At 71.9% G+C, this 21,106-nt stretch carries 17 protein-coding genes; 14 read left to right on the top strand and 3 right to left on the bottom strand.

Annotation, left to right across the window (positions count from 1 at the left end):
* On the top strand, positions 1 to 578 hold a 578-nt coding region (locus ACZ7JA_RS21035), incomplete at its 5' end, for a tetratricopeptide repeat protein (protein ID WP_470809689.1).
* A 300-nt stretch (positions 579 to 878) separates the two neighbouring features.
* On the opposite strand, the gene ACZ7JA_RS21030 is transcribed toward ACZ7JA_RS21035, so the two are convergent.
* Positions 879 to 2,627: a dolichyl-phosphate-mannose--protein mannosyltransferase gene (locus tag ACZ7JA_RS21030; RefSeq protein WP_470809687.1), complete on the bottom strand. Its 1,749-nt coding sequence runs from the start codon at positions 2,625 to 2,627 to the stop codon at positions 879 to 881.
* Between the two features lie 105 nt (positions 2,628 to 2,732).
* Between ACZ7JA_RS21030 and rsmI the strand changes: the two genes are divergently transcribed.
* The 10 genes from rsmI to ACZ7JA_RS20980 all read left to right on the top strand — a co-directional run bounded on the left by rsmI (position 2,733) and on the right by ACZ7JA_RS20980 (position 15,537).
* Positions 2,733 to 3,584, top strand: coding sequence for a 16S rRNA (cytidine(1402)-2'-O)-methyltransferase (gene rsmI / locus ACZ7JA_RS21025; RefSeq protein WP_351664857.1), 852 nt, complete (start codon positions 2,733 to 2,735; stop codon positions 3,582 to 3,584).
* A gap of 430 nt (positions 3,585 to 4,014) precedes the next feature.
* Positions 4,015 to 4,419 (top strand): hypothetical protein, encoded by a 405-nt coding sequence (locus tag ACZ7JA_RS21020; protein ID WP_470809685.1) that lies wholly within the window; start codon positions 4,015 to 4,017, stop codon positions 4,417 to 4,419.
* Between the two features lie 48 nt (positions 4,420 to 4,467).
* Complete coding sequence (locus tag ACZ7JA_RS21015; RefSeq protein WP_389303476.1) at positions 4,468 to 5,346, top strand: TatD family hydrolase; 879 nt, start codon at positions 4,468 to 4,470, stop codon at positions 5,344 to 5,346.
* 131 nt (positions 5,347 to 5,477) lie between these two features.
* Positions 5,478 to 6,848: a ubiquitin-like domain-containing protein gene (locus tag ACZ7JA_RS21010; protein ID WP_470809683.1), complete on the top strand. Its 1,371-nt coding sequence runs from the start codon at positions 5,478 to 5,480 to the stop codon at positions 6,846 to 6,848.
* A 49-nt stretch (positions 6,849 to 6,897) separates the two neighbouring features.
* Positions 6,898 to 7,803, top strand: a complete 906-nt coding sequence (gene rsmA, locus ACZ7JA_RS21005; protein ID WP_351664849.1) for a 16S rRNA (adenine(1518)-N(6)/adenine(1519)-N(6))-dimethyltransferase RsmA — start codon at positions 6,898 to 6,900, stop codon at positions 7,801 to 7,803.
* Positions 7,800 to 8,693, top strand: a complete 894-nt coding sequence (locus ACZ7JA_RS21000) for a 4-(cytidine 5'-diphospho)-2-C-methyl-D-erythritol kinase (RefSeq protein WP_351664847.1) — start codon at positions 7,800 to 7,802, stop codon at positions 8,691 to 8,693. Before rsmA ends, ACZ7JA_RS21000 begins: the two co-directional genes overlap by 4 nt.
* 79 nt (positions 8,694 to 8,772) lie before the next feature.
* The gene (locus ACZ7JA_RS20995) at positions 8,773 to 10,581 is read left to right on the top strand and encodes an ABC-F family ATP-binding cassette domain-containing protein (protein ID WP_351664845.1); all 1,809 of its coding nucleotides are present in this window, start codon (positions 8,773 to 8,775) and stop codon (positions 10,579 to 10,581) included.
* Positions 10,582 to 10,851: 270 nt separating this feature from the next.
* Positions 10,852 to 12,639 (top strand): outer membrane protein assembly factor BamB family protein, encoded by a 1,788-nt coding sequence (locus ACZ7JA_RS20990; RefSeq protein WP_470809680.1) that lies wholly within the window; start codon positions 10,852 to 10,854, stop codon positions 12,637 to 12,639.
* Positions 12,640 to 12,706: 67 nt separating this feature from the next.
* Positions 12,707 to 14,620 (top strand): outer membrane protein assembly factor BamB family protein, encoded by a 1,914-nt coding sequence (locus ACZ7JA_RS20985; protein ID WP_470809676.1) that lies wholly within the window; start codon positions 12,707 to 12,709, stop codon positions 14,618 to 14,620.
* Between the two features lie 230 nt (positions 14,621 to 14,850).
* Positions 14,851 to 15,537: a helix-turn-helix transcriptional regulator gene (locus tag ACZ7JA_RS20980; protein ID WP_470809674.1), complete on the top strand. Its 687-nt coding sequence runs from the start codon at positions 14,851 to 14,853 to the stop codon at positions 15,535 to 15,537.
* A 62-nt stretch (positions 15,538 to 15,599) separates the two neighbouring features.
* Here ACZ7JA_RS20980 and ACZ7JA_RS20975 read toward each other — a convergent pair whose 3' ends face one another.
* Both ACZ7JA_RS20975 and ACZ7JA_RS20970 read right to left on the bottom strand, forming a co-directional pair.
* Complete coding sequence (locus ACZ7JA_RS20975; RefSeq protein ID WP_351664840.1) at positions 15,600 to 15,953, bottom strand: hypothetical protein; 354 nt, start codon at positions 15,951 to 15,953, stop codon at positions 15,600 to 15,602.
* Positions 15,954 to 15,974: 21 nt separating this feature from the next.
* Entirely contained in the window at positions 15,975 to 17,666 is a 1,692-nt protein-coding gene (locus tag ACZ7JA_RS20970; protein ID WP_351664839.1) for a sodium:solute symporter family protein, read from the bottom strand.
* Between the two features lie 197 nt (positions 17,667 to 17,863).
* On the opposite strand from ACZ7JA_RS20970, the gene galT reads away from it, so the two are divergent.
* From galT to galK, 3 genes are read left to right on the top strand one after another with little or no spacing between them, the layout of a single operon-like run.
* On the top strand, positions 17,864 to 18,925 hold the full coding sequence (gene galT / locus ACZ7JA_RS20965) for a galactose-1-phosphate uridylyltransferase (RefSeq protein ID WP_470809671.1): 1,062 nt from the start codon (positions 17,864 to 17,866) through the stop codon (positions 18,923 to 18,925).
* The gene (gene galE, locus ACZ7JA_RS20960) at positions 18,922 to 19,884 is read left to right on the top strand and encodes a UDP-glucose 4-epimerase GalE (protein WP_351664836.1); all 963 of its coding nucleotides are present in this window, start codon (positions 18,922 to 18,924) and stop codon (positions 19,882 to 19,884) included. The genes galT and galE overlap by 4 nt, the downstream gene beginning before the upstream one ends.
* The gene (galK, locus tag ACZ7JA_RS20955) at positions 19,884 to 21,038 is read left to right on the top strand and encodes a galactokinase (protein WP_470809669.1); all 1,155 of its coding nucleotides are present in this window, start codon (positions 19,884 to 19,886) and stop codon (positions 21,036 to 21,038) included. The genes galE and galK overlap by 1 nt, the downstream gene beginning before the upstream one ends.
* The last annotated feature ends 68 nt before the right edge of the window (positions 21,039 to 21,106 follow it).

Below are 21,106 nucleotides of genomic sequence, written 5' to 3'. Positions count from 1 at the left end.
GGGAGTATGCGGAGGCTCGCCGGATGCAGGAGGACGTTCTCACGCGTCGTCGTCGTGTTCTGGGCGAGGATCATCCGGACACCCTCACTTCTGCTGGCAACCTCGCTGGCACCTTGCGTGACTTGGGGGAGGCTCGCCGGATACAGGAGGATCTTCTCGCACGTCGTCGTCGTGTTCTGGGCGAGGACCATCCCGAAACCCTCACAGCCGCGAACAACCTCGCCACCACCCTGCACGACTTGAGGGAGTACGCGGAGGCCTGCCGCATGAAGGAGGACGTGCTCGCGCGGCGCCGCCGTGCTCTGGGCAAGGGGCATCCCCGCGCTCTCTCTGCCGCTCACAATCTCGCCATCACCCTGTACGCCCTCCGTCGGTATCCGGAGGCGGTTGCCCTCTTGAAGGAAGTACGCGCCAGCTATCTGCGCCTCTTTGGCGTGAAACATCCAAAAAATGCACGCGTGATCCAGGACCTCGTCGCCGCGCTGACTGCGATGGGAAGGACGTATGAGGCACAGCAACTGACTGGCGAGAAGTCGAAAAGTGGCAAAGGCCGCTTTAGTCGGAAAAGGCGACGGTAGATCAAGGTTATTTTCTGCGGTGTGCATGCAAGTTGTGTTCCTGCCGTGTTCAGCACTCAGGCCAAATGCGCGACATGAGAGCTGCCGGCCCCAACGGTCCTCACTTGGTGGGGCAAAGGTGGGGCAACCTGTGTGGTCACTCAAATCCCTGGTCAGAGACAGACAAATCTGCCGTTGGCCACCTCTTGGCCGTGCCTGGGCCGTGCCTGGGCCGTGCGAGGGCGGCCAGCTGACGCCAACGACCAACAACGACCACGAGGGCACGGCCGGCGGCCGTGCCCTCGTAGCGTGTCTTCCCGGCTAGACCCACGTGTCCAGCCACATCCGCGATCTCCAGTCGTCGATCGGGATCGCCGTGCCCGTGTACAGCGGCCAGAAGTAGATGAAGTTCCAGGCGATCAGCAGTACCAGTACGCCCGCCGTGGAGGCGCCGATCAGGCGGCGGGTGTCCGTGGAGCCCGGGGGGCCGATGATCGCGCCGATGAGCATGGCGAGGGCCAGGCAGAGGAAGGGGAGGAAGACGACCGCGTAGAAGAGGAAGATCGTCCGCTCCTGGTACATGAACCAGGGCAGGTAGCCGGCCGCGATGCCGCAGGCGATCGCGCCCGCCCGCCAGTCACGGCGGAACGCCCAGCGCCAGAGGACGTACAGGAGGGCGGCGATGCCCGCCCACCACAGCACGGGGGTGCCGATGGCCAGTACCTCGCGGGCGCACTTCTCGCCCGCGTCGGCCGGGCAGCCGTCGGCGCCGGGGGACGGGGACTCGTAGAAGTACGAGACCGGGCGGCCCAGGACCAGCCAGCTCCACGGGTTGGACTGGTAGGTGTGCGGCGTCGACAGGCCCACGTGGAACTTGTAGACCTCGTGCTCGTAATGCCACAGGCTGCGCAGCCAGTCCGGCAGGAAGGTGAAGTGGCCGCCCCTGCCGTCGGTCGCCGCCCAGTTGCGGAAGTAGCCGCCGGTGCCGTCGGCCGGGGAGAGGATCCAGCCGAGCCACGAGAGCAGGTAGACGCCGATCGCGACCGGGACCGTCGCGAGGAACGTGATGCCCGTGTCGTGCTTCAGCGCCGCCAGGTACGGGTGGTGGGCGCCGGCCACCTTGCGGGCGCCGACGTCCCACAGCACCGCCAGCACGCAGAACGCGGCCAGGATGTACAGGCCGTTCCACTTGGTGCCGATCGCCAGGCCCAGCATCAGCCCCGCGCCCCAGCGCCAGGGCCGCCAGCCGAGGCGCAGGGTGTCGGCGACGTCCGCGTCCGGGCGGGCGCGGCCGTCCGCGTCGACCGGGAGCGCGGCGGCCAGCCTCGCCCGGGACCTGTCCCGGTCGACGACCAGGCAGCCGAAAGCGGCCACCACGAAGAACATCAGCACGCCGTCCAGCAGCGACGTACGGCTCATCACGAAGTGCAGGCCGTCCACCGCCATCAGCGCGCCCGCCAGGCAGCCGAGGAACGTCGAACGGAACATCCGGCGCCCGATCCGGCACAGCAGCAGCACGGAGAGCGTCCCCAGCAGGGCGGTCATGAACCGCCAGCCGAACGGGTCGAACCCGAACACCAGCTCGCCCAGGCCGATGACGTACTTGCCGACCGGCGGGTGCACGACGTACGCCGCGTCCGTGGGGATCGCGAGGTGCCCGTGCGTCTGCAGCACCGCGTCGTTGGCGTTCTTGTCCCAGTTCACCTCGAAGCCGTGGTGGACGAGCGCCCAGGCGTCCTTGGCGTAGTACGTCTCGTCGAATATCACCGCGCGCGGGCTGCCCAGGTGCCAGAACCGCATCAGGCCCGCCATCAGCGTCACCAGCAGCGGACCGCCCCAGCCCGACCACCGGGTGAGCCGCCCGGCCAGGACCGGCGGCACGCCCAGCACCTGCCACAGGCGCGGGCTCGGCTCGTTGTACGGCGGAACCAGCCGGTCGCGCACGTCGCCCGCGGGCACGTCCCCCGCCGGTGCGTACCCGAATCGGCGCAGCCGCTGCTGCCACGTCGGCCGCTGGTCGTGCGGTGCCTGGCCCGGCCGGAGGTCCATGGAGGACGCGGTACTGGTCACCGCGCCATCGTAGGGAAACGTTCTGTGTGAGTCCCGTGCATGCCGGTACCGGTCGGGACACGGTCGCCTTCCCGTCCGCCCGGCGGTCCCTGCGAGGATGGGGGAGTGACTGGAACCCTTGTCCTCGCAGGTACCCCCATCGGCGACATCGCGGACGCGCCGCCCCGGCTGGCCGAGGAGCTGGCCGGCGCCGACCTCGTCGCCGCCGAGGACACCCGGCGGCTGCGCCGGCTCACCCAGGCGCTGGGCGTCACCCCCAAGGGCCGCGTCGTGTCGTACTTCGAGGGCAACGAGTCCGCCCGCACACCCGAACTGGTCCAGGAGCTGCTCGGCGGCGCGCGCGTGCTGCTGGTGACGGACGCGGGCATGCCGTCGGTCTCCGACCCCGGCTACCGGCTGGTCGCCGCCGCGGTGGAGCAGGACATCAAGGTCACCGCCGTGCCGGGGCCGTCCGCCGTGCTCACCGCCCTCGCCCTGTCCGGGCTGCCCGTCGACCGGTTCTGCTTCGAGGGCTTCCTGCCGCGCAAGGCGGGCGAGCGGCTGTCCCGGCTGCGCGAGGTCGCCGGTGAGCGGCGCACGCTCGTCTACTTCGAGGCCCCGCACCGGCTCGACGACACCCTCGCCGCGATGGCCGAGGTGTTCGGCGCGGACCGGCGGGCCGCCGTCTGCCGCGAGCTGACCAAGACGTACGAGGAGGTGCGGCGCGGCCCGCTCGCCGAGCTGGCGCAGTGGGCCGCCGACGGCGTCCGCGGGGAGATCACCGTCGTGGTGGAGGGCGCCGCAGAGACCGGCCCCGAGGAGCTGGACGCCGGCGAGCTGGTCCGCCGGGTGCGCATCCGCGAGGAGGCCGGGGAACGGCGCAAGGAGGCGATCGCGGCGGTGGCGACGGAGGCCGGCCTGCCCAAGAGGGTGGTCTTCGACGCGGTGGTCGAGGCCAAGAGGGAGGGGACCGTCTAGCCGGCCCGACCCGGTTACGGCTTGGCGCCCGGCGGTGCCAGGTGCAGCTACAGCGACTCGGCGTACTTCACGGCAGCGCCCGCACCGCGCCCCAACGCCGAGCAGGTGTACCGGGGCGGCCCGGCGTCACGCGGACGCCCGCGGGCGGCGACGGCCGCACCGGAGCGCACTCGCGCTCTGAGCAGGGCTCTTCTCCGCTGAGCGCACGCCCCAACGCGGGGCAAAGGGGCGGCACACAAGGCAAAGCCCGAAGCGCCCGTCCGGGCCCGTTCCGGCAAGGAGTGCCCAAAACGCCTCCAACACTCGACAGGCCTGATGCGTTCGCGCCGGTGAGGGCGTCCACTGGTCGCAGGGACGCACCCCGTCCCGCACCCCGGGACCGCAGGGAACCCTCGCCGGGGTGCCTGTCCAGCGGACAACTGGAGCTGGCATGAGTGAGATCGCAGGACGGACAGGCCTTCGCGGCACCGCCACCGCCGTCGTTTACGAGTCGTACGCCTTCGCCTGTATGAGGTGCGGGTTCGGCTGGGAGCAGTCGTACGAGATAGAGCACCACCTGGACGGCGACGGCCAGGAGTACGTGATGTACGTGGCCGAGGGCCGGGTCGTGCCGTCCCCGCTGAGCCGCCCCGCCTGCCACAACTGCGACGGCCGTGTCGTGCGGATCATGCGCGCCGGACAGGTCTCCTCGGTGCGCGGGGTGGCCGAGGGGCGCCACCACCGGGTGCCGCCGGCGGGTCCCGTCGAGGCGCCCCGGGTCCCCGGTGACGCCGCCGAACCGCACCACTGGCACCTGTCCGACCTCCTCCACCCCTTCCAGCGCAGGGCGAGCTGAGCCGACGGGCCGACCGCCCGGGCCTGCCCCTTTCGTAGGATCGGGGGCATGCCTTCGAACGCCGACAAGAACGCGGCACCGCCGCTCCCGCCGCCGCTGCGGGTCCCCGTGGCCGACTCCCACACCCACCTCGACATGCAGTCGGGCACGGTCGACGAGGGCCTCGCCAAGGCCGCGTCGGTGGGGGTGACGACGGTCGTCCAGGTCGGCTGCGACATCAAGGGCTCCCAGTGGGCCGCGGAGACCGCCGCGGCCCACGAGAGCGTCCACGCCACCGTCGCCCTGCACCCCAACGAGGCACCGCGCATCGTGCACGGCGATCCCGACGGCTGGTCCCGGCAGGGCGCCCGCGAGCCCGGCGGCGACGCCGCGCTGGACGAGGCGCTCGCCGAGATCGACCGGCTCGCCGCGCTGCCCCAGGTCAAGGGCGTCGGCGAGACCGGGCTCGACCACTTCCGCACCGGGCCGGAGGGCAAGGAGGCGCAGGAGCGGTCCTTCCGCGCCCACATCGAGATCGCCAAGCGGCACGGCAAGGCCCTCGTCATCCACGACCGCGACGCCCACGCCGACGTCCTGCGCGTGCTGCGGGAGGAGGGCGCCCCCGAGCGCACCGTCTTCCACTGCTACTCCGGCGACGCCGAGATGGCGGAGATCTGCGCCCGCGAGGGCTACTTCATGTCCTTCGCCGGCAACGTCACCTTCAAGAACGCCCAGAACCTGCGCGACGCCCTCGCCGTCGCCCCGCTGGAACTGGTCCTCGTGGAGACCGACGCCCCCTTCCTGACCCCGGCGCCGTACCGGGGCCGGCCCAACGCCCCGTATCTCGTCCCCGTCACGGTGCGCGCGATGGCCGCCGTGCGCGGCATCGACGAGGACGCGCTGGCCACGGCCCTGGGTGCGAACACCGCTCGCGCGTTCGGTTACTGATCACCCGGACAACCGCGTGTGCGTTCGGAAGCGCAACAGTACGTAGTCGCGTCGCTTTGGAGAGTGACGAACGCTCAGCTAGGTTCTGGGGGCCCGAAACCGGACCCCTCTGGCCTCTGGAGCGTGTCGGCGTGAGCAACCCCCAGCACGAGACGTACGGCCCTACCGGCCATGACGCCTCCGTCCACACGGCGGAGACGCTTCCGTCCGGCGTCCACAAGGACGGTTACCGGCCCGCCCACGAGGCCGAGGCGTACGTCGCCGCCGAGCGGCCGCCGTCCCCGACGCCCACCCTGCCCGTCACGGTGAGTGACGTGGCCGGGGCGGCGTACCGGGAACCCGAGGCGCCCGCGCGGGGCGGCCGGCGGGCCGACCGGCGGCGCCGCAGGCGCTTCGGCGAGCGCCCGGACTCCGCCGTGCGCCGGCTGCTGCCGCAGGCGCTGGTCGTCGCGTTCCTCGCCGGCGGCACCACCGCCTTCGTCGCCGAGGACAAGGCGGTCCAGCTGAGCGTCGACGGCCGGCACCGCACCCTGCACACCTTCGCCGACGACGTCTCCGGGCTGCTCGCCGAGGAGGGGCTGCGGGTCGGCGGCCACGACATGGTCGCCCCCGCCCCCGGCACGGCGCTCGCCGGCGGTGACGAGGTCGCGGTGCGCTACGGCCGCCCGGTACGGCTCAAGCTGGACGGCCAGGAGCGCCAGGTGTGGACGACGTCCCCCACCGTGGACGGGGCGCTGCGCGAGCTGGGCGTGCGGGCCGAGGGCGCGTATCTGTCGTCCTCGCGCTCACGGACCATCGGACGCGCCGGACTCTCGCTGGACGTGCGCACCGAGCGCGCCGTCACCGTCATGGCGGACGGCCGCGCCCGCACCATCCGCACCAACGCGGCCACCGTCCGCGAGGCCATCGAGGAGGCGGGCATCGCCCTGCGCGGCCAGGACACCACCTCGGTCCCGCTGGAGAGCTTCCCGCGCGACGGGCAGACGGTGACCGTGCTGCGGGTGCACGGCTTCCGCGAGGTGCGCGAGGAGCGGATCCCGTTCCACGTGAAGCGGGTGAAGGACCACTCCCTCTTCCGGGGCACCGAGGTCGTCGAACGGCCCGGGCGGCCGGGCCTGCGGCAGGTCACCTACTACCTGCGCACCGTCAACGGCGTCCGCGAGAAGCCGCGCCGTGAGTCCTCCGAGGTGGTGCGCAAGCCCCGCACCCAGGTGGTGAAGGTCGGCACCAAGGCCCGCCCCGCCTCCGGCCGCGGCGCCGACGGCCTGAACTGGCGCGCCCTCGCCGCCTGCGAGTCCGGCGGCCGGCCCAACGCGGTCGACCCCTCGGGCACGTACGGCGGGCTCTACCAGTTCGACACGAGCACTTGGCGCAGCCTCGGCGGCAGCGGGCGCCCGCAGGACGCGTCCGTGCGGGAGCAGACGAACCGCGCGAAGAAGCTGTACGTGCGCCGCGGCGCCAGCCCCTGGCCGCACTGCGGCCCACGGCTGCACCACCGGTGAGGACGGGGAGCCGGGCGAGGGCGTCCCGGCAGCCCCGTACCCTTGTCCCGTGACCAGCCCCACCTCCGACTCCCTCCTCGGCCCCGCCGACATCCGCGAGCTCGCGGCCGCGCTCGGTGTCCGTCCCACCAAGCAGCGCGGCCAGAACTTCGTGATCGACGCCAACACGGTCCGCCGTATCGTCCGCACCGCCGGGGTCCGCCCCGACGACGTGGTCGTCGAGGTCGGCCCGGGGCTCGGCTCCCTCACCCTCGCGCTGCTGGAGGTCGCCGACCGGGTCACCGCCGTCGAGATCGACGACGTGCTCGCCGCGGCCCTCCCCGCGACCATCGCCGCCCGGATGCCGGAGCGCGCCGACCGGTTCGCGCTCGTCCACTCCGACGCCATGCACGTCACCGAGCTGCCCGGCCCCGCCCCGACGGCGCTGGTGGCGAACCTGCCGTACAACGTGGCCGTCCCCGTGCTGCTGCACATGCTCGACACCTTCCCCGGCATCGAGCGGACGCTGGTGATGGTGCAGGCCGAGGTCGCCGACCGGCTGGCCGCCGCGCCCGGCTCCAAGGTGTACGGCGTGCCCTCCGTGAAGGCCAACTGGTACGCCGAGGTCAAGCGGGCCGGGGCCATCGGACGCAACGTCTTCTGGCCCGCCCCGAACGTGGACAGCGGACTGGTGTCGCTGGTCCGGCGGACCGAGCCGCCGGCCACGACGGCGTCGAAGAAGGAGGTCTTCGCGGTCGTCGACGCGGCGTTCGCGCAGCGCCGCAAGACCCTGCGGGCCGCGCTCGCCGGCTGGGCGGGCTCCGCGGCGGCCGCCGAGGCCGCCCTGGTCGCGGCCGGGGTGTCGCCGCAGGCGCGGGGCGAGTCGCTGACGGTGGAGGAGTTCGCGCGGATCGCCGAGTCGGCGCCGGCGCGGGGAACGGCCCCCGCGGCCCCGAACGAGGAGGCCGGGAAGTGAGCGTCACCGTCCGCGTCCCCGCGAAGGTCAACGTCCAGCTCGGGGTCGGCGCCGCCCGCCCCGACGGATTCCACGACCTCGCCAACGTCTTCCTCGCGGTCGGCCTGTACGACGAGGTCACCGTCACCCCGGCCGACGAGCTGCGCGTCACCTGCGAGGGCCCGGACGCGGACCAGGTCCCGCTGGACCGCACCAACCTCGCCGCGCGCGCGGCGATCGCGCTCGCCGCACGCCGGGGCATCGAGCCGGCCGTGCACATCCACATCGCCAAGGACATCCCGGTCGCCGGCGGCATGGCGGGCGGCAGCGCGGACGGCGCGGGCGCGCTGCTCGCCTGCGACACGCTGTGGGGCACGGGCGCCTCACGCGCCGAGCTGCTCGCCATCTGCGCCGAGCTGGGCAGCGACGTGCCGTTCAGCCTGGTCGGCGGCGCCGCACTCGGCATCGGGCGCGGTGAGCTGCTGACGGCCCTGGAGACCGGCGGCGCCTTCCACTGGGTGTTCGCGATGGCCGGGCGGGGCCTGTCCACGCCGGCGGTGTTCCGCGAGTTCGACCGGCTCGCCGAGGGGCGGGAGATCCCGGAGCCGGTGGCCAGGCCCGAGCTGCTGGAGGCGCTGGCCAAGGGCGACGCCGAGGCGCTGGCCGCCGCCCTCACCAACGACCTCCAGCCGGCCGCCCTGTCCCTCTTCCCCGAGCTGGCCGACACCCTGGCGGCGGGACGCGGCGCCGGCGCGCTCGCCGCGCTGGTCTCCGGCTCGGGCCCGACGACGGCGTTCCTCACCCGTGACGCCGAGGCGGCCCAGAAGGTCGCCGGGGCGCTGCGGGCGTCGGGAACGTGCCGGACGGTGCGGACGGCGGCGGGGCCGGTACCCGGAGCGACGGTGCTCTGAGCAAACCGGCGCCCCGTAGGCTAGAAGGCTGACAGGCGGCGCGGCCGCGTGTCGACACAGTCCCGCGCACAGGAGTGAAATGGCCGTCAACCTGGTCAATGTCGAGAACGTCAGCAAGGTGTACGGCACCCGTGCCCTGCTGGACGGCGTCTCGCTCGGTGTGTCCGAAGGGGACCGGATCGGGGTCGTCGGGCGCAACGGCGACGGCAAGACCACCCTCATCCGGATGCTGGCCAAGGTGGAGGAGGCCGACTCCGGACGGGTGACCCACTCCGGCGGGCTGCGGCTCGGGGTGCTCACCCAGCACGACTCCCTCGACCCGGACGCCACCGTCCGCCACGAGGTCATCGGCGACATGGCCGACCACGAGTGGGCCGGCAACGCCAAGGTGCGGGACGTGCTGACCGGGCTGTTCGGCGGGCTCGACCTGCCGGGCTTCCCCAAGGGCCTGGACACCGTCATCGGACCCCTCTCCGGCGGTGAGCGGCGCCGTATCGCGCTGGCCAAGCTGCTCATCGAGGAACAGGACCTCATCGTCCTCGACGAGCCCACCAACCACCTCGACGTCGAGGGCATCGCCTGGCTCGCCGGGCACCTGCGCGAGCGGCGCTCGGCGCTGGTCTGCGTCACCCACGACCGGTGGTTCCTCGACCAGGTCTGCACCCGCATGTGGGACGTGCAGCGCGGCGACGTGTACGAGTACGAGGGCGGCTACTCCGACTACGTGTTCGCGCGGGCGGAGCGCGAGCGGATCGCCGCCACCGAGGAGGTCAAGCGGCAGAACCTGGTCCGCAAGGAGCTGGCCTGGCTGCGGCGCGGGGCGCCCGCCCGCACCTCCAAGCCCCGGTTCCGGGTGGAGGCCGCCAACGAGCTGATCGCGGACGTGCCGCCGCCCCGGGACAGCAGCGAGCTGATGAAGTTCGCCTCCTCGCGGCTGGGCAAGACCGTCTTCGACCTCGAGGACGTCACCGTGCAGGCCGGTCCCAAGGTGCTGCTCAAGCACGTCACCTGGCAGCTCGGCCCCGGCGACCGCATCGGCCTGGTCGGCGTCAACGGCGCGGGGAAGACCTCGCTGCTGCGGGCCATGACCGAGGCCGCGCGCACCGAGGGCGAGACCCAGCCGGCCGGCGGGCACATCGCCGTCGGCCGGACCGTCAAGCTCGCCTACCTCTCCCAGGAGGTCGACGAACTCGACCCCACCTGGCGGGTCCTGGAGGCCGTGCAGCGGGTGCGCGAGCGCGTCGACCTGGGCAAGGGGCGCGAGATGACCGCGGGTCAGCTCTGCGAGACCTTCGGCTTCGGCAAGGAGAAGCAGTGGACGCCGGTCGGGGACCTGTCGGGCGGTGAGCGGCGGCGCCTGCAGCTCCTGCGCCTGCTCATGGACGAGCCCAACGTCCTTTTCCTCGACGAGCCCACCAACGACCTCGACATCGAGACCCTGACCCAGCTCGAGGACGTCCTCGACGGCTGGCCCGGCTCGATGATCGTCATCTCCCACGACCGGTTCTTCGTCGAGCGCACCACGGACCGGGTGTTCGCGCTGCTCGGCGACGGCGCCCTGCGGATGCTGCCGCGCGGCATCGACGAGTACCTGGAGCGGCGCCTGCGCATGGAGGAGGCGGTCGCCGCCCAGGCCTCCGCCGCGGCCCCCAAGCCGGCCGCGCAGGAGAAGAGCGCCGCCGACCAGCGTGCCGCCAAGAAGGAACTCCAGAAGATCGAGCGCCAGTTGGACAAGGTCTCCGAGAAGGAGTCCAAGCTGCACGCGCGGATCGCCGAGCACGCCACCGACTTCGCCAAGGTCGCCGAACTGGACGCCCAGTTGCGCGACCTGGCGGGCGAACGCGAGGAGCTGGAGCTGCGCTGGCTGGAACTGGCGGAGGACGCGTAACCCGTAGTCAGGGCGCACCTCTTCGGCGCGCGCGGCGTGAAACCGCCGCGCGCGCCGCTGTTGCGTGCGCCGCGTGAAGAGGGCGTGAAGGCGCGTAACGGCGGCATCACGGCCCGGTTCTCCCTTGGGAACAGGCCTGGATCCGGGCCCCTGCGCTGTCGGTGCCGGGTGATAGAAAGAGCCGTCTGAGAACCGTATGAGTACGACCTGGGTCCGTGAGCGAACCTCGGGGCGTGGCTAAAAATCAGTGAACGAGGGGGAAGAGCGCTGATGACCCAGCCGCCCGACCAGCCGCCGCAGGGCGGATTCGGAGCACCGCAGGAGCAGCCGCCGCAGGGCGGAGGATTCGGCGCCCCGCAGTCGCCGCCCCCGCCGCCGGCCCAGCCGCCGCAGGCACCGGCCCAGCCTCCTCAGCCGCAGCCCGGCTACGGCTACCCGCAGCAGCCCGGCCCGTACGCCCAGCCCGGCCCCTACGCGCAGCCGGGTCCCTACGGCGCGCCCGCGCCCGGCGCCCCCGGCCCCTACGGGCAGCCCCAGCAGCCCGGCCCGTACGCCCCGCAGCCCGGCTACGGCTACCCGCAGCAGCCGCCCCAGTACCCCGGCGCCCCCGGCGGCGGGCCGCAGCCGCCCGCGAACAAGAAGAAGACCGCCCTGATCATCGGCGCCGCCGCGGCCGCGCTGCTGGTCGTCGGCGGCACCGTCTACGCCGTCACCAGCGGCGGTGACGACGGCGAGAAGAAGCCGGTCGCCCAGCAGAGCGACGACGGCAAGAAGTCCGCCTCCGACGCGCCGGTCGACCCCGGCGACGGCAGCGGCGACGGCGGCGCGGACCCGGACAACCTCAACGAGGGCCGCAAGCCCGGCGAGGCCAAGGTGCTCTGGTACAAGTCGGCGCCCGACGCCCCCGGTTCCGGCGCCGACGCCCCCGGCATGTGGATCACCGACAAGACCGCGGTGAAGGCGGCGTACAAGCAGCTCTTCGCCTACGACGTCGGTGACGGCAGGCCCACCTGGGACCCGATCACCTTCCCGCAGAAGATCTGCTCGGTCACCTCGCAGAAGTCGGCCGACGACAAGATCGTCGTCGCCTACATGAGCGGCGTCAGCGACCGCGCCAAGTGCAACCAGCTCCAGCAGGTCGACCTGGCCACCGGCAAGAAGGGCTGGAGCACCGAGGTCGCCGACGGCGCGCTGTTCGACAGCGCGCTCAGCGTCGAGCTGAGCGTCAGCGGCAGGACGCTGATGGTGGGCCGCTCGCAGTCGGGCACGGCGTACGACCTCGACAGCGGCAAGAAGCTGTACGACAAGAAGAAGTACGGCGACGCCTGCTTCCCGACCGCGTTCGCGGGCGGCACGGACCGCCTGGTCCAGGTGGCCTCCTGCAACGCCGGCGGAAGCAACGCGCACGAGGAGATCCAGGAACTCGACCCGGCCACCGGCAAGGTCCGGTGGACGCAGCCGGTCAAGAAGGGCTGGCGGGTCGCCCGGACCTACTCGCTGAACCCGCTCGTGGTCTACCTGACCAACGAGAGCAAGAAGGCCTGGAACATCTCCACCTTCACCAAGGACGGCAAGTTCCGCTCCGAGGTCAAGGTGAACGAGAAGTTCGCCCCGCAGTGCGGCTGGGCCAGCCTCGAACGCGACCTGCAGGGCTGCCAGGGCGTGGCCGTCGACTCCGACACGCTCTACCTGCCCACCAGCGCCACCAGCGGCGCCAACGAGATCGTCGCCATCGGCCTGTCCGACGGCAAGGAGAAGTGGCGCGTGAAGTCGCCGGCGGACGAGTCGATGTCCCCGCTGACGGTGGAGAACGGCAAGCTCATCGCCTACGTGGACCCGTCGTACGACACGGGCGGCCAGATCGTGTCGATCCCCACCGCCGGCGGGTCGCACACGACGACGAAGCTGCTGCAGAACCCGGCGGGCACGGCCCAGATCGAGAACGGCTTCTACAGCGGCGCCGTGAGCTGGACCGACGGGCGCTTCTACATCTCCACCACCCGGCTGTCCGGCAACGACGACGCGAAGGAGAAGCTGATGATGGCCTTCGGCAAGTGAGTCCCGGCCTCTCTCCCACCGTCCCCTCGCCGCCAGGCCCAGACAGCTTCACCGAGGTATCCCCGCCATGACCCAGCCGCCTCCTCCGCCGCCCAACCAGCCCCCGCAGCAGGGTGGTTTCGGTCCGCCCCAGGACCAGCCGCCCGCCGACCCGCAGACCCCGGCGCCCCCGCAGTCCCCGGCCGCCCCGCAGAGCCCCGCCGCCCCGCCGGCGCCCGCGACGCCGCCCAGCCTGCAGAAGGGCCCGCAGCCCGGTTACGGCTACCCGCAGCAGCCCCCGGCGCCCCAGGCCCCGCAGCCGCCCCAGCCCCAGCCGGGCTACGGCTACCCGCAGCCCCCGCAGCCGGGTTACGGCTTCCCCCAGACGCCCCCGCCCCAGGCCCCGCAGCCGCCCCAGCCGCAGCCCGGCTACGGCTACCCCGGCGCGCAGCCGAACCCGTACGCGCAGCCGACCCAGCCCATGGGCCCGTACGCCCAGCAGCCCGGGTACGGCTACCCGGGCGGACCCACCGTGCCGATGCCGGCGCAGCCCGGCGGCGGCCGGAACAACACCGGCCTCGTCATCATCGTCGCGGCCGTCGTCGCCATCGCGCTGATCGTCGGCGGCGGCTTCTGGTACGCCAAGTCCTCCGGCGGCGACGGCAAGAAGGACGAGACGGCCAGCTCCAGCGGCGGCAAGGGCGGCACGGAGGGCAAGGACGACACCACCGGCGGCACGACCACCGGCAGCGAGGAGAAGGTGCCGTCGGACCCCGCGTCCAAGATGCTCTTCCAGGTCGGCATGCCCCAGACGAAGGACACCGTCGTCACCTCGGGCTCCTGGCTGACCGACTCGGTGTACGCCAAGAGCGGCGTCGCGGAGATCGTCGGCTACAACCCCGCCGCGGGCACCAAGATGTGGACCGTCAAGCTGCCCGGCCCGGTGTGCACGGCCAGCAAGCACGTCACCGAGGACAACAAGACCGCGGTCGTCTTCCAGCCGAAGATGCCCAAGAAGGGCTCGAGCGAGGGCTGCAGCCAGGTCGCCGCCATCGACCTCGACAAGGGCACCAGGCTCTGGACCAAGACGGTCAAGAACGGCGACTACGCGGCCAACCTGCAGAACGTCACGGTCTCCCAGCACACCGTCGCGGTCGGCAGCAGCAACGGCGGCGCCGCGTTCGACATCGGCACCGGCAAGGTGCTCTGGCAGCCCAAGCCGGAGGACACCTGCGAGGACGCCGGCTACGGCGGGGGCCCCAAGCTGGTCGCGGTGCGCAAGTGCGGCAGCTACGGCGAGCGCCAGCTCCACATCCAGACCATCGACCCGACGTCCGGGAAGGTCATCTCCGACTACAAGATGACCGAGGGCATCGAGTACGCCGGCATCGTCTCCACCGACCCGCTGGTGGTGGCCGCCGACGTCGGTGACAGCGCCGACGACGGCAGCGGCATCTCGGACTACTTCTCCATCGACAACAAGACCGGCAAGCTGCTCACCCGGATCTCCGCGCCCTCCGACACCTACGCCGGACGCTGCGACAGCATCACCCGCGTCGAGGACTGCCGGGAGGTCGTCGCCGGCAACGGCAGGCTGTACGTGCCGACCGAGGAGCACGACGGCGACGGCGACTACAGCAAGACCAACGAGATCATCGGCTTCGACCTGGCCACCGGCAAGGAGACCGGCCAGCGCGCCGAGGCCGGCGACGGCTACACGCTCTCCCCGCTGCGCACGGACGGCGGCAACCTGATCGCCTACAAGCACCCGCCGTACAACAAGGGCGGCCAGGTCGTCACCCTCGGCGGCCCGTCCTTCAAGGCGACCACGCTGCTGGAGAACCCGGCCACCGAGAGCGTGCGGCGGGCCGAGACCACGATGCTGCCCGAGTACGCGGAGATCCTGTACGGGAAGGGCCGGCTCTACATGTCGGCCGTCTACGCGCACAAGACCACGTACGGCAAGGAGTACCTGCTGATCGCGTTCGGCGCGGGCGGCTGACCGTCCGCCCCGGCGCGCCCGCGGGCGCCGGGGCGAATGCGAGGGATTACCAGGGAGTGCCCCGGATTTCACTATCCGGGGCACTTCTGCTGCGTAGGGGGAGCGCGACGTCGAACAAGCGTGTAGCTTCCGGGGGCATGAAGGGCGGGGTGCCGGGGGGCCCTCTGTCACGGTGGACCGGTGGGCGTCCGTAGTGGGGCATCCATGGGGGAGGGCTGGGGGGTTGCTCTATGGGAGTGCGGCTCATGGTCGTCGACGACCATCGCCTGCTCGCGGAGGCGCTGGCGTCGGCACTGAAGCTGCGCGGGCACCGGGTGCTCGCGGCGGCGGCGCCGGCCGCGGGCGCGGCGGACCTGGTGATCTCGCGGGCGCCCGAGGTGTGCCTGCTGGGCACGGCGGCGCCGGCCGAGCCGGGGGCCTTCGACCCGGTGGCGAAGATCAAGCGGGAGCGGCCGCAGGTGGCGCTCCTGGTGCTGGGCCCGGTCCCGTCGCCGCGGGGCATCGCGGCCGCGTTCGCGGCGGGGGCCTCCGGCTACGTACGGCACGACGAGCGCATCGAGGGCGTCGAGCGGGCGATCATGAAGGCGCGGGCCGGTGAGGCGGCGGTGGCGCCGCAGCTCCTGCAGGGGGCCTTCGCCGAGCTGCTGAACCCGGCGGCCCAGCCGGACGACGAGGGGCAGCGGCTGCTGGAGATGCTGACGCCCCGCGAGGTGGAGGTGCTGGTCCGGGTCGCCGACGGGGAGGACACCCGGGTCATCGCGGCCGGCATGGGCATCGCGCCGAGCACCGCGCGCACGCACGTCCAGCGGGTGCTGATGAAGCTGGGCGTGGGCTCCCGCCTGGAGGCGGCGGCCCTGGCCGCCCGCACCGGCCTGCTGGACCGGGCGGCCCCGTACCTGGACGCCGGCCCGGCCTAGGGTGCGGGGCCGGGCCGGTGCGGCCCGGCCGGCCCCCACGCGGCCGCGGACGAGTACGGCCGCTAGGCCGACTCCTTCTCCTCCGGCAGCCCCTCCGGCGGGATCGGCGGCGGAGTGGGCCGCAGCTTCAGCCAGGCCAGGAAGAAGATGCCCAGCAGCAGCATGCCGATCCCGGTCCACAGGTTGATGTTGACGCCCTGGGCCTTGTCGATGGCGGACTGCGAGTCGGTGATGCCGACGATCGTCACGATGACGCCGTAGACGACGAACAGGCCGCCGATGATGCGGCGCAGGTCGAAGATGCGGGCGGCGGTCGCCGACTTGGTCTCGAGGTCGGCGACGTCACGCGAGAGGTCGTCCTCGGTGTAGTGGTGGTGCCGGCCGGGGTGGTCGGGGTGTCCAGGCTGTTCGGTCATGATTTCCTCGGTCCTCCCGCGTCAGAACGAGAACGGGATGTAGCAGGCGGCGGCGAGCACGACCGCGCCCCAGCCCAGCAGGGCCGGCTTGCGGTACCAGGCGTCGTCGCCCGGGGCGGGCGGCTCGGCCATGCCGGGGGAGCGGGTGCCGTAGACCAGGCCCTGCAGCTCCTGCGCCGGCTTGGGCCTGGTGAACAGGGACACGGCGAACATGACGATCGCACCCGCGACGAAGCCGGCGATCGCGGAGACGAAGTTCGCGCCCTGGTCGGAGGGAAGGGAGATGATGCCCTTCTTGTAGAAGACGAAGTAGTTGACCATCGCGGTCACGGTGCCGGCGAGCAGCCCCCAGAAGCCGGACTTGGCGGACGCGCGCTTCCAGAACATGCCGACGATGAAGACGACGAACATCGGCACGTTGAAGAACGAGAACAGCGTCTGCAGGTAGGACATGATGTTCGAGAACGAGGACGCCAGGAACGCCGTGCCGATGGAGGCGCACACGCCGATGACGGTGATCCAGCGGCCGAAGCGGACGTAGTACTCGTCCTCCCGGCCCGGCACCACGTACTTCTCCCAGATGTCGGTGGTGAACACCGTGTTGAACGACGACACGTTGGCCGCCATGCCCGCCATGAAGGCGGCCAGCAGACCGGTGACCGCGATGCCGAGCACGCCGTTGGGCAGCAGCTCCTGCATCAGGTACGGGATGGCGTCGTTGTACTGGTAGCCGGAGCCCGAGGTGCCGAAGTTCGGCACGATCGCGGCGGCGACGAGGCCGGGGATCATCACCAGGAAGACGATGAAGATCTTCGGGTAGGCGGCGATCAGCGGCGTCCGCTGGCCCGCGGAGAGGTTCTTGGCGGACAGGGCGCGCTGCACCTCGGCGAAGTTGGTGGTCCAGTAGCCGAAGGAGAGCACGAAGCCGAGGCCGAGCACGATGGTCAGCCAGTTGGCGCCCAGCGGGTTGGCGCTGCCGATGCCGGTGCCGCCCCAGGCGGTGGTGAAGTTCTGCCCGTGCGTGGCGGTGAGCTTGTCGGTCAGGCCGCCCCAGCCGCCGACCTTCTTCAGGCCGAGGACCGTGATCGGGATGAGGGCGGCCAGGATCACGAAGAACTGGAGCACCTCGTTGTAGATCGCCGAGGACAGACCGCCGAGCGTGATGTACGCGAGCACGAAGGCGCCGGCGACCACGATGGCGACCCACTGCGGCCAGCCCAGCAGGGCCTCCACCACGATCGCGAGGGCGTAGAGGTTGACGCCCGCGATCAGGATGGCGGCGAAGGCGAACAGGATCGAGCTGAGCAGGTGCGCGGCCCGGTCGAAGCGCAGCAGCAGGAACTCGGGGACCGAGCGGACCTTGCTGCCGTAGTAGAAGGGCATCATCACCAGGCCCAGGAAGACCATGGCGGGGATGGCGCCGATCCAGTACCAGTGCACGGTGTACGCGCCGTACTGGGCGCTGTTGGCGGCCATGCCCAGGATCTCGGTGGCCGCCAGGTTCGCCGAGATGAAGGCGAGGCCGGTGATCCAGGCGGGCAGCGAGCGTCCGGAGAGGAAGAAGTCGAGGCTGGTCTTGACGGACCGGCGGGCCGCGAAGCCGATGCCGAGAACGACGATGAAGTAGATCGCCAGGATCGTGTAGTCCAGCCAGTTGGTGGGGAGCCGTAGCTCCGCCGCCAGATAGGTGGGGGCGTATGTGGGGGTTTGCATGAGAACTCGCTTCGTCGCGCGAACTGATCCAGAGCGGAACCTACGCCTCTGTGTTCAGCAATTGAACACTTCTGATGGTGTTCTTTGTTTGATTGTGATCGTACGAGGTGCTGTCGAGTTGTGATCTGTTATGTTTGATTGTGTTGAGTGATGGAGTGCGGACACGCCTCAAGTGGGCGCGGAACTAGGAGTCCGACGTGAAGAAGACCTCGACCCGGCTGGCCGACGGTCGTGAGCTGATCTACTACGACCTCCGGGACGACACCGTGCGGGACGCCGCCGACCGCCGCCCGCTGGACGCCACGGTCACCACCTCCGAGATCCGCCGTGACCCGCTGCTCGGCGACGCGGTCGCCGTCGCCTCGCACCGCCAGGGCCGCACCTACCACCCGCCGGCCGACCAGTGCCCCCTGTGCCCGACCCGGGGCGAGCGGCTCAGCGAGATCCCCGACTCCTCGTACGACGTGGTCGTCTTCGAGAACCGCTTCCCCTCGCTCGCCGGCGACTCCGGCCGCTGCGAGGTGGTCTGCTTCACCTCCGACCACGACGCCTCCTTCGCCGGCCTCACCGAGGACCAGGCGCGGCTGGTGCTGGACGCCTGGACGGACCGCACCTCCGAGCTGTCGCATCTGCCCTCCGTCGAGCAGGTGTTCTGTTTCGAGAACCGGGGTGCCGAGATCGGCGTGACCCTGCAGCACCCGCACGGACAGATCTACGCCTACCCCTTCACCACGCCGCGCACCGCGCTGATGCTCCGCTCGCTCGCCGCCCACAAGGAGGCCAGCGGCGGACAGAACCTGTTCGACGACGTCCTGGCCCGGGAACTCGCCGGCGAGCGGGTCGTCCTTGAGGGTGAACACTGGGCGGCCTTCGTGCCCTACGCGGCGCACTGGCCGTACGAGGTCCACCTGTACCCCAAGCGGCGCGTGCCCGACCTGCTCGCCCTGGACGAGGCGGCGCGCACAGAGTTCCCTCAGGTCTATCTGGAACTCTTGCGGCGCTTCGACCGTATCTTCGGCGAGGGTGAGCCTCCGACGCCGTACATCGCGGCCTGGCACCAGGCCCCGTTCGGCGCGCTGGAGGAGTTCGACGGCGTGACGCGGGACGACTTCGCGCTGCACCTCGAGCTTTTCACCATCCGCCGCACTTCCGGCAAGCTGAAGTTCCTCGCGGGTTCCGAGTCCGGCATGAACGTGTTCATCAACGACGTGCCGCCGGAAGCCGCGGCCGAGCGACTGCGAGAGGTAGCGAGTTCATGAAGTACCTGGTGACGGGTGGGGCGGGGTACGTCGGCAGCGTCGTGGCCCAGCACCTGCTGGAGGCCGGCCACGAGGTCACCGTCCTCGACAACCTCTCCACCGGCTTCCGCGCGGGCGTGCCCGCCGGCGCCGCGTTCGTCGAGGGCGACATCCGGGACGCCGCGAAGTGGCTCGACCCGTCCTACGACGGCGTCCTGCACTTCGCCGCCTCCTCGCAGGTCGGCGAGTCGGTGGTGAAGCCGGAGAAGTACTGGGAGAACAACGTCGCCGGCAGCCTGGCCCTGTTCGGCGCCATGCGCGAGGCGGGCGTGCGCAAGCTGGTCTTCTCCTCCACGGCGGCCACCTACGGCGAGCCGGAGCAGGTCCCGATCGTGGAGACCGCCCCGACGCGGCCGACCAACCCCTACGGGGCCACCAAGCTGGCCGTCGACCACATGATCACCAGCGAGGCGAACGCCCACGGCCTGGCCGCGGTGTCCCTGCGCTACTTCAACGTGGCCGGCGCCTACGGCGCCTGCGGCGAACGCCACGACCCCGAGTCGCACCTGATCCCGCTGGTCCTCCAGGTCGCCCAGGGCCGCCGCGACGCGATCTCCGTCTACGGCGACGACTACCCGACCCCGGACGGCACCTGCGTCCGCGACTACATCCACGTCGCCGACCTCGCCGAGGCCCACCTGCTGGCCCTCGACGCCGCCCGGCCGGGCGAGCACCTGATCTGCAACCTCGGCAACGGCAGCGGCTTCTCCGTCCGCGAGGTCGTCGAGACCGTCCGCAAGGTCACCGGGCACCCGATCCCCGAGGTCGTCGCGCCGCGCCGCGGCGGCGACCCGGCGGTCCTGGTGGCCTCGGCGGACACGGCCCGCGAGAAGCTGGGCTGGAACCCGTCCCGCGCGGACCTCGCGGGGATCGTCGCGGACGCGTGGGAGTTCGCACAGCACATCTCCGAGGAGCGGTAGTGGGGGCAGAACAGGTCACCGGGCGTTTCACCGAGCTGTACGGCGCCGCCCCGGAAGGGGTGTGGGCGGCGCCCGGCCGGGTCAACCTCATCGGCGAGCACACCGACTACAACGACGGCTTCGTCATGCCCTTCGCCCTGCCGCACCAGGCCACGGCCGCGGTCTCCCGCCGCACCGACGGCGTGCTGCGCCTGCACTCGCAGGACATCGGCGGCGAGGCCGTCCAGCTGACGCTGGACGCGCTCGCACCGCAGAGCGACAAGGAGTGGACGGCGTACCCGGCGGGCGTCGTCTGGGCCCTGCGCGAGGCCGGCCACGACGTCACGGGCGCCGACATCCACCTCGCCTCCACGGTCCCGACCGGCGCCGGACTGTCCTCCTCCGCCGCCCTGGAGGTCGTCGTCGCCCTGGCCCTGAACGACCTGTACGGCCTCGGCCTGCAGCGTTGGCAGCTGGCCCGCCTGTGCCAGCGCGCCGAGAACGTCTACGTCGGCGCGCCCACCGGGATCATGGACCAGACGGCCTCGGCCTGCTGCGAGCAGGGCCACGCCCTGTTTCTCGACACCCGCGACCTGTCCCAGCGGCAGATCCCCTTCGACCTGGCCGCCGAGGGGCTGCGCCTGCTGGTGGTCGACACCCAGGTCAAGCACGCCCACAGCGGCGGCGAGTACGGCAAGCGCCGGGCCGGCTGCGAGAAGGGCGCCGCCCTGCTCGGCGTCGACGCGCTGCGCGACATCCCCTACGCCGGCCTGGACGCGGCCCTCGCCCGTCTCGGCGACGACGAGGAGGTGGTCCGCCTGGTCCGGCACGTGGTGACCGAGGACGAGCGGGTCGAGCGGACCGTCGCCCTGCTGCACTCCGGCGAGACCCGCGCCATCGGCCCGGTCCTCACCGAGGGCCACGCCTCCCTGCGCGACGACTTCCGCATCTCCTGCCCGGAGCTGGACCTGGTCGTCGACACGGCGCTGGCCGCGGGCGCGCTGGGCGCCCGGATGACCGGCGGCGGCTTCGGCGGCTCGGCGATCGTCCTGGCGGAGGCGGCGGACGTGGACACGGTGACGAAGGCGGTGCGGGAGGCCTTCGCCGGGGCCGGCTTCACGGCCCCGCGGGTCTTCGAGGCGGTGCCCGCGGCGGGGGCGCGCCGGCTGGCCTGACGGCCGGGCGGAGCGGCGGGACCGGCCTCGATACGATCGGCCGGTTCTCACCCCGAGGAGCGAAGAAC

Source organism: Streptomyces sp. NPDC038135, from assembly GCF_055601245.1.
The sequence above is the reverse complement of the archived record's forward strand: the minus strand, read 5'-3'. Positions and strand labels throughout refer to the sequence as shown.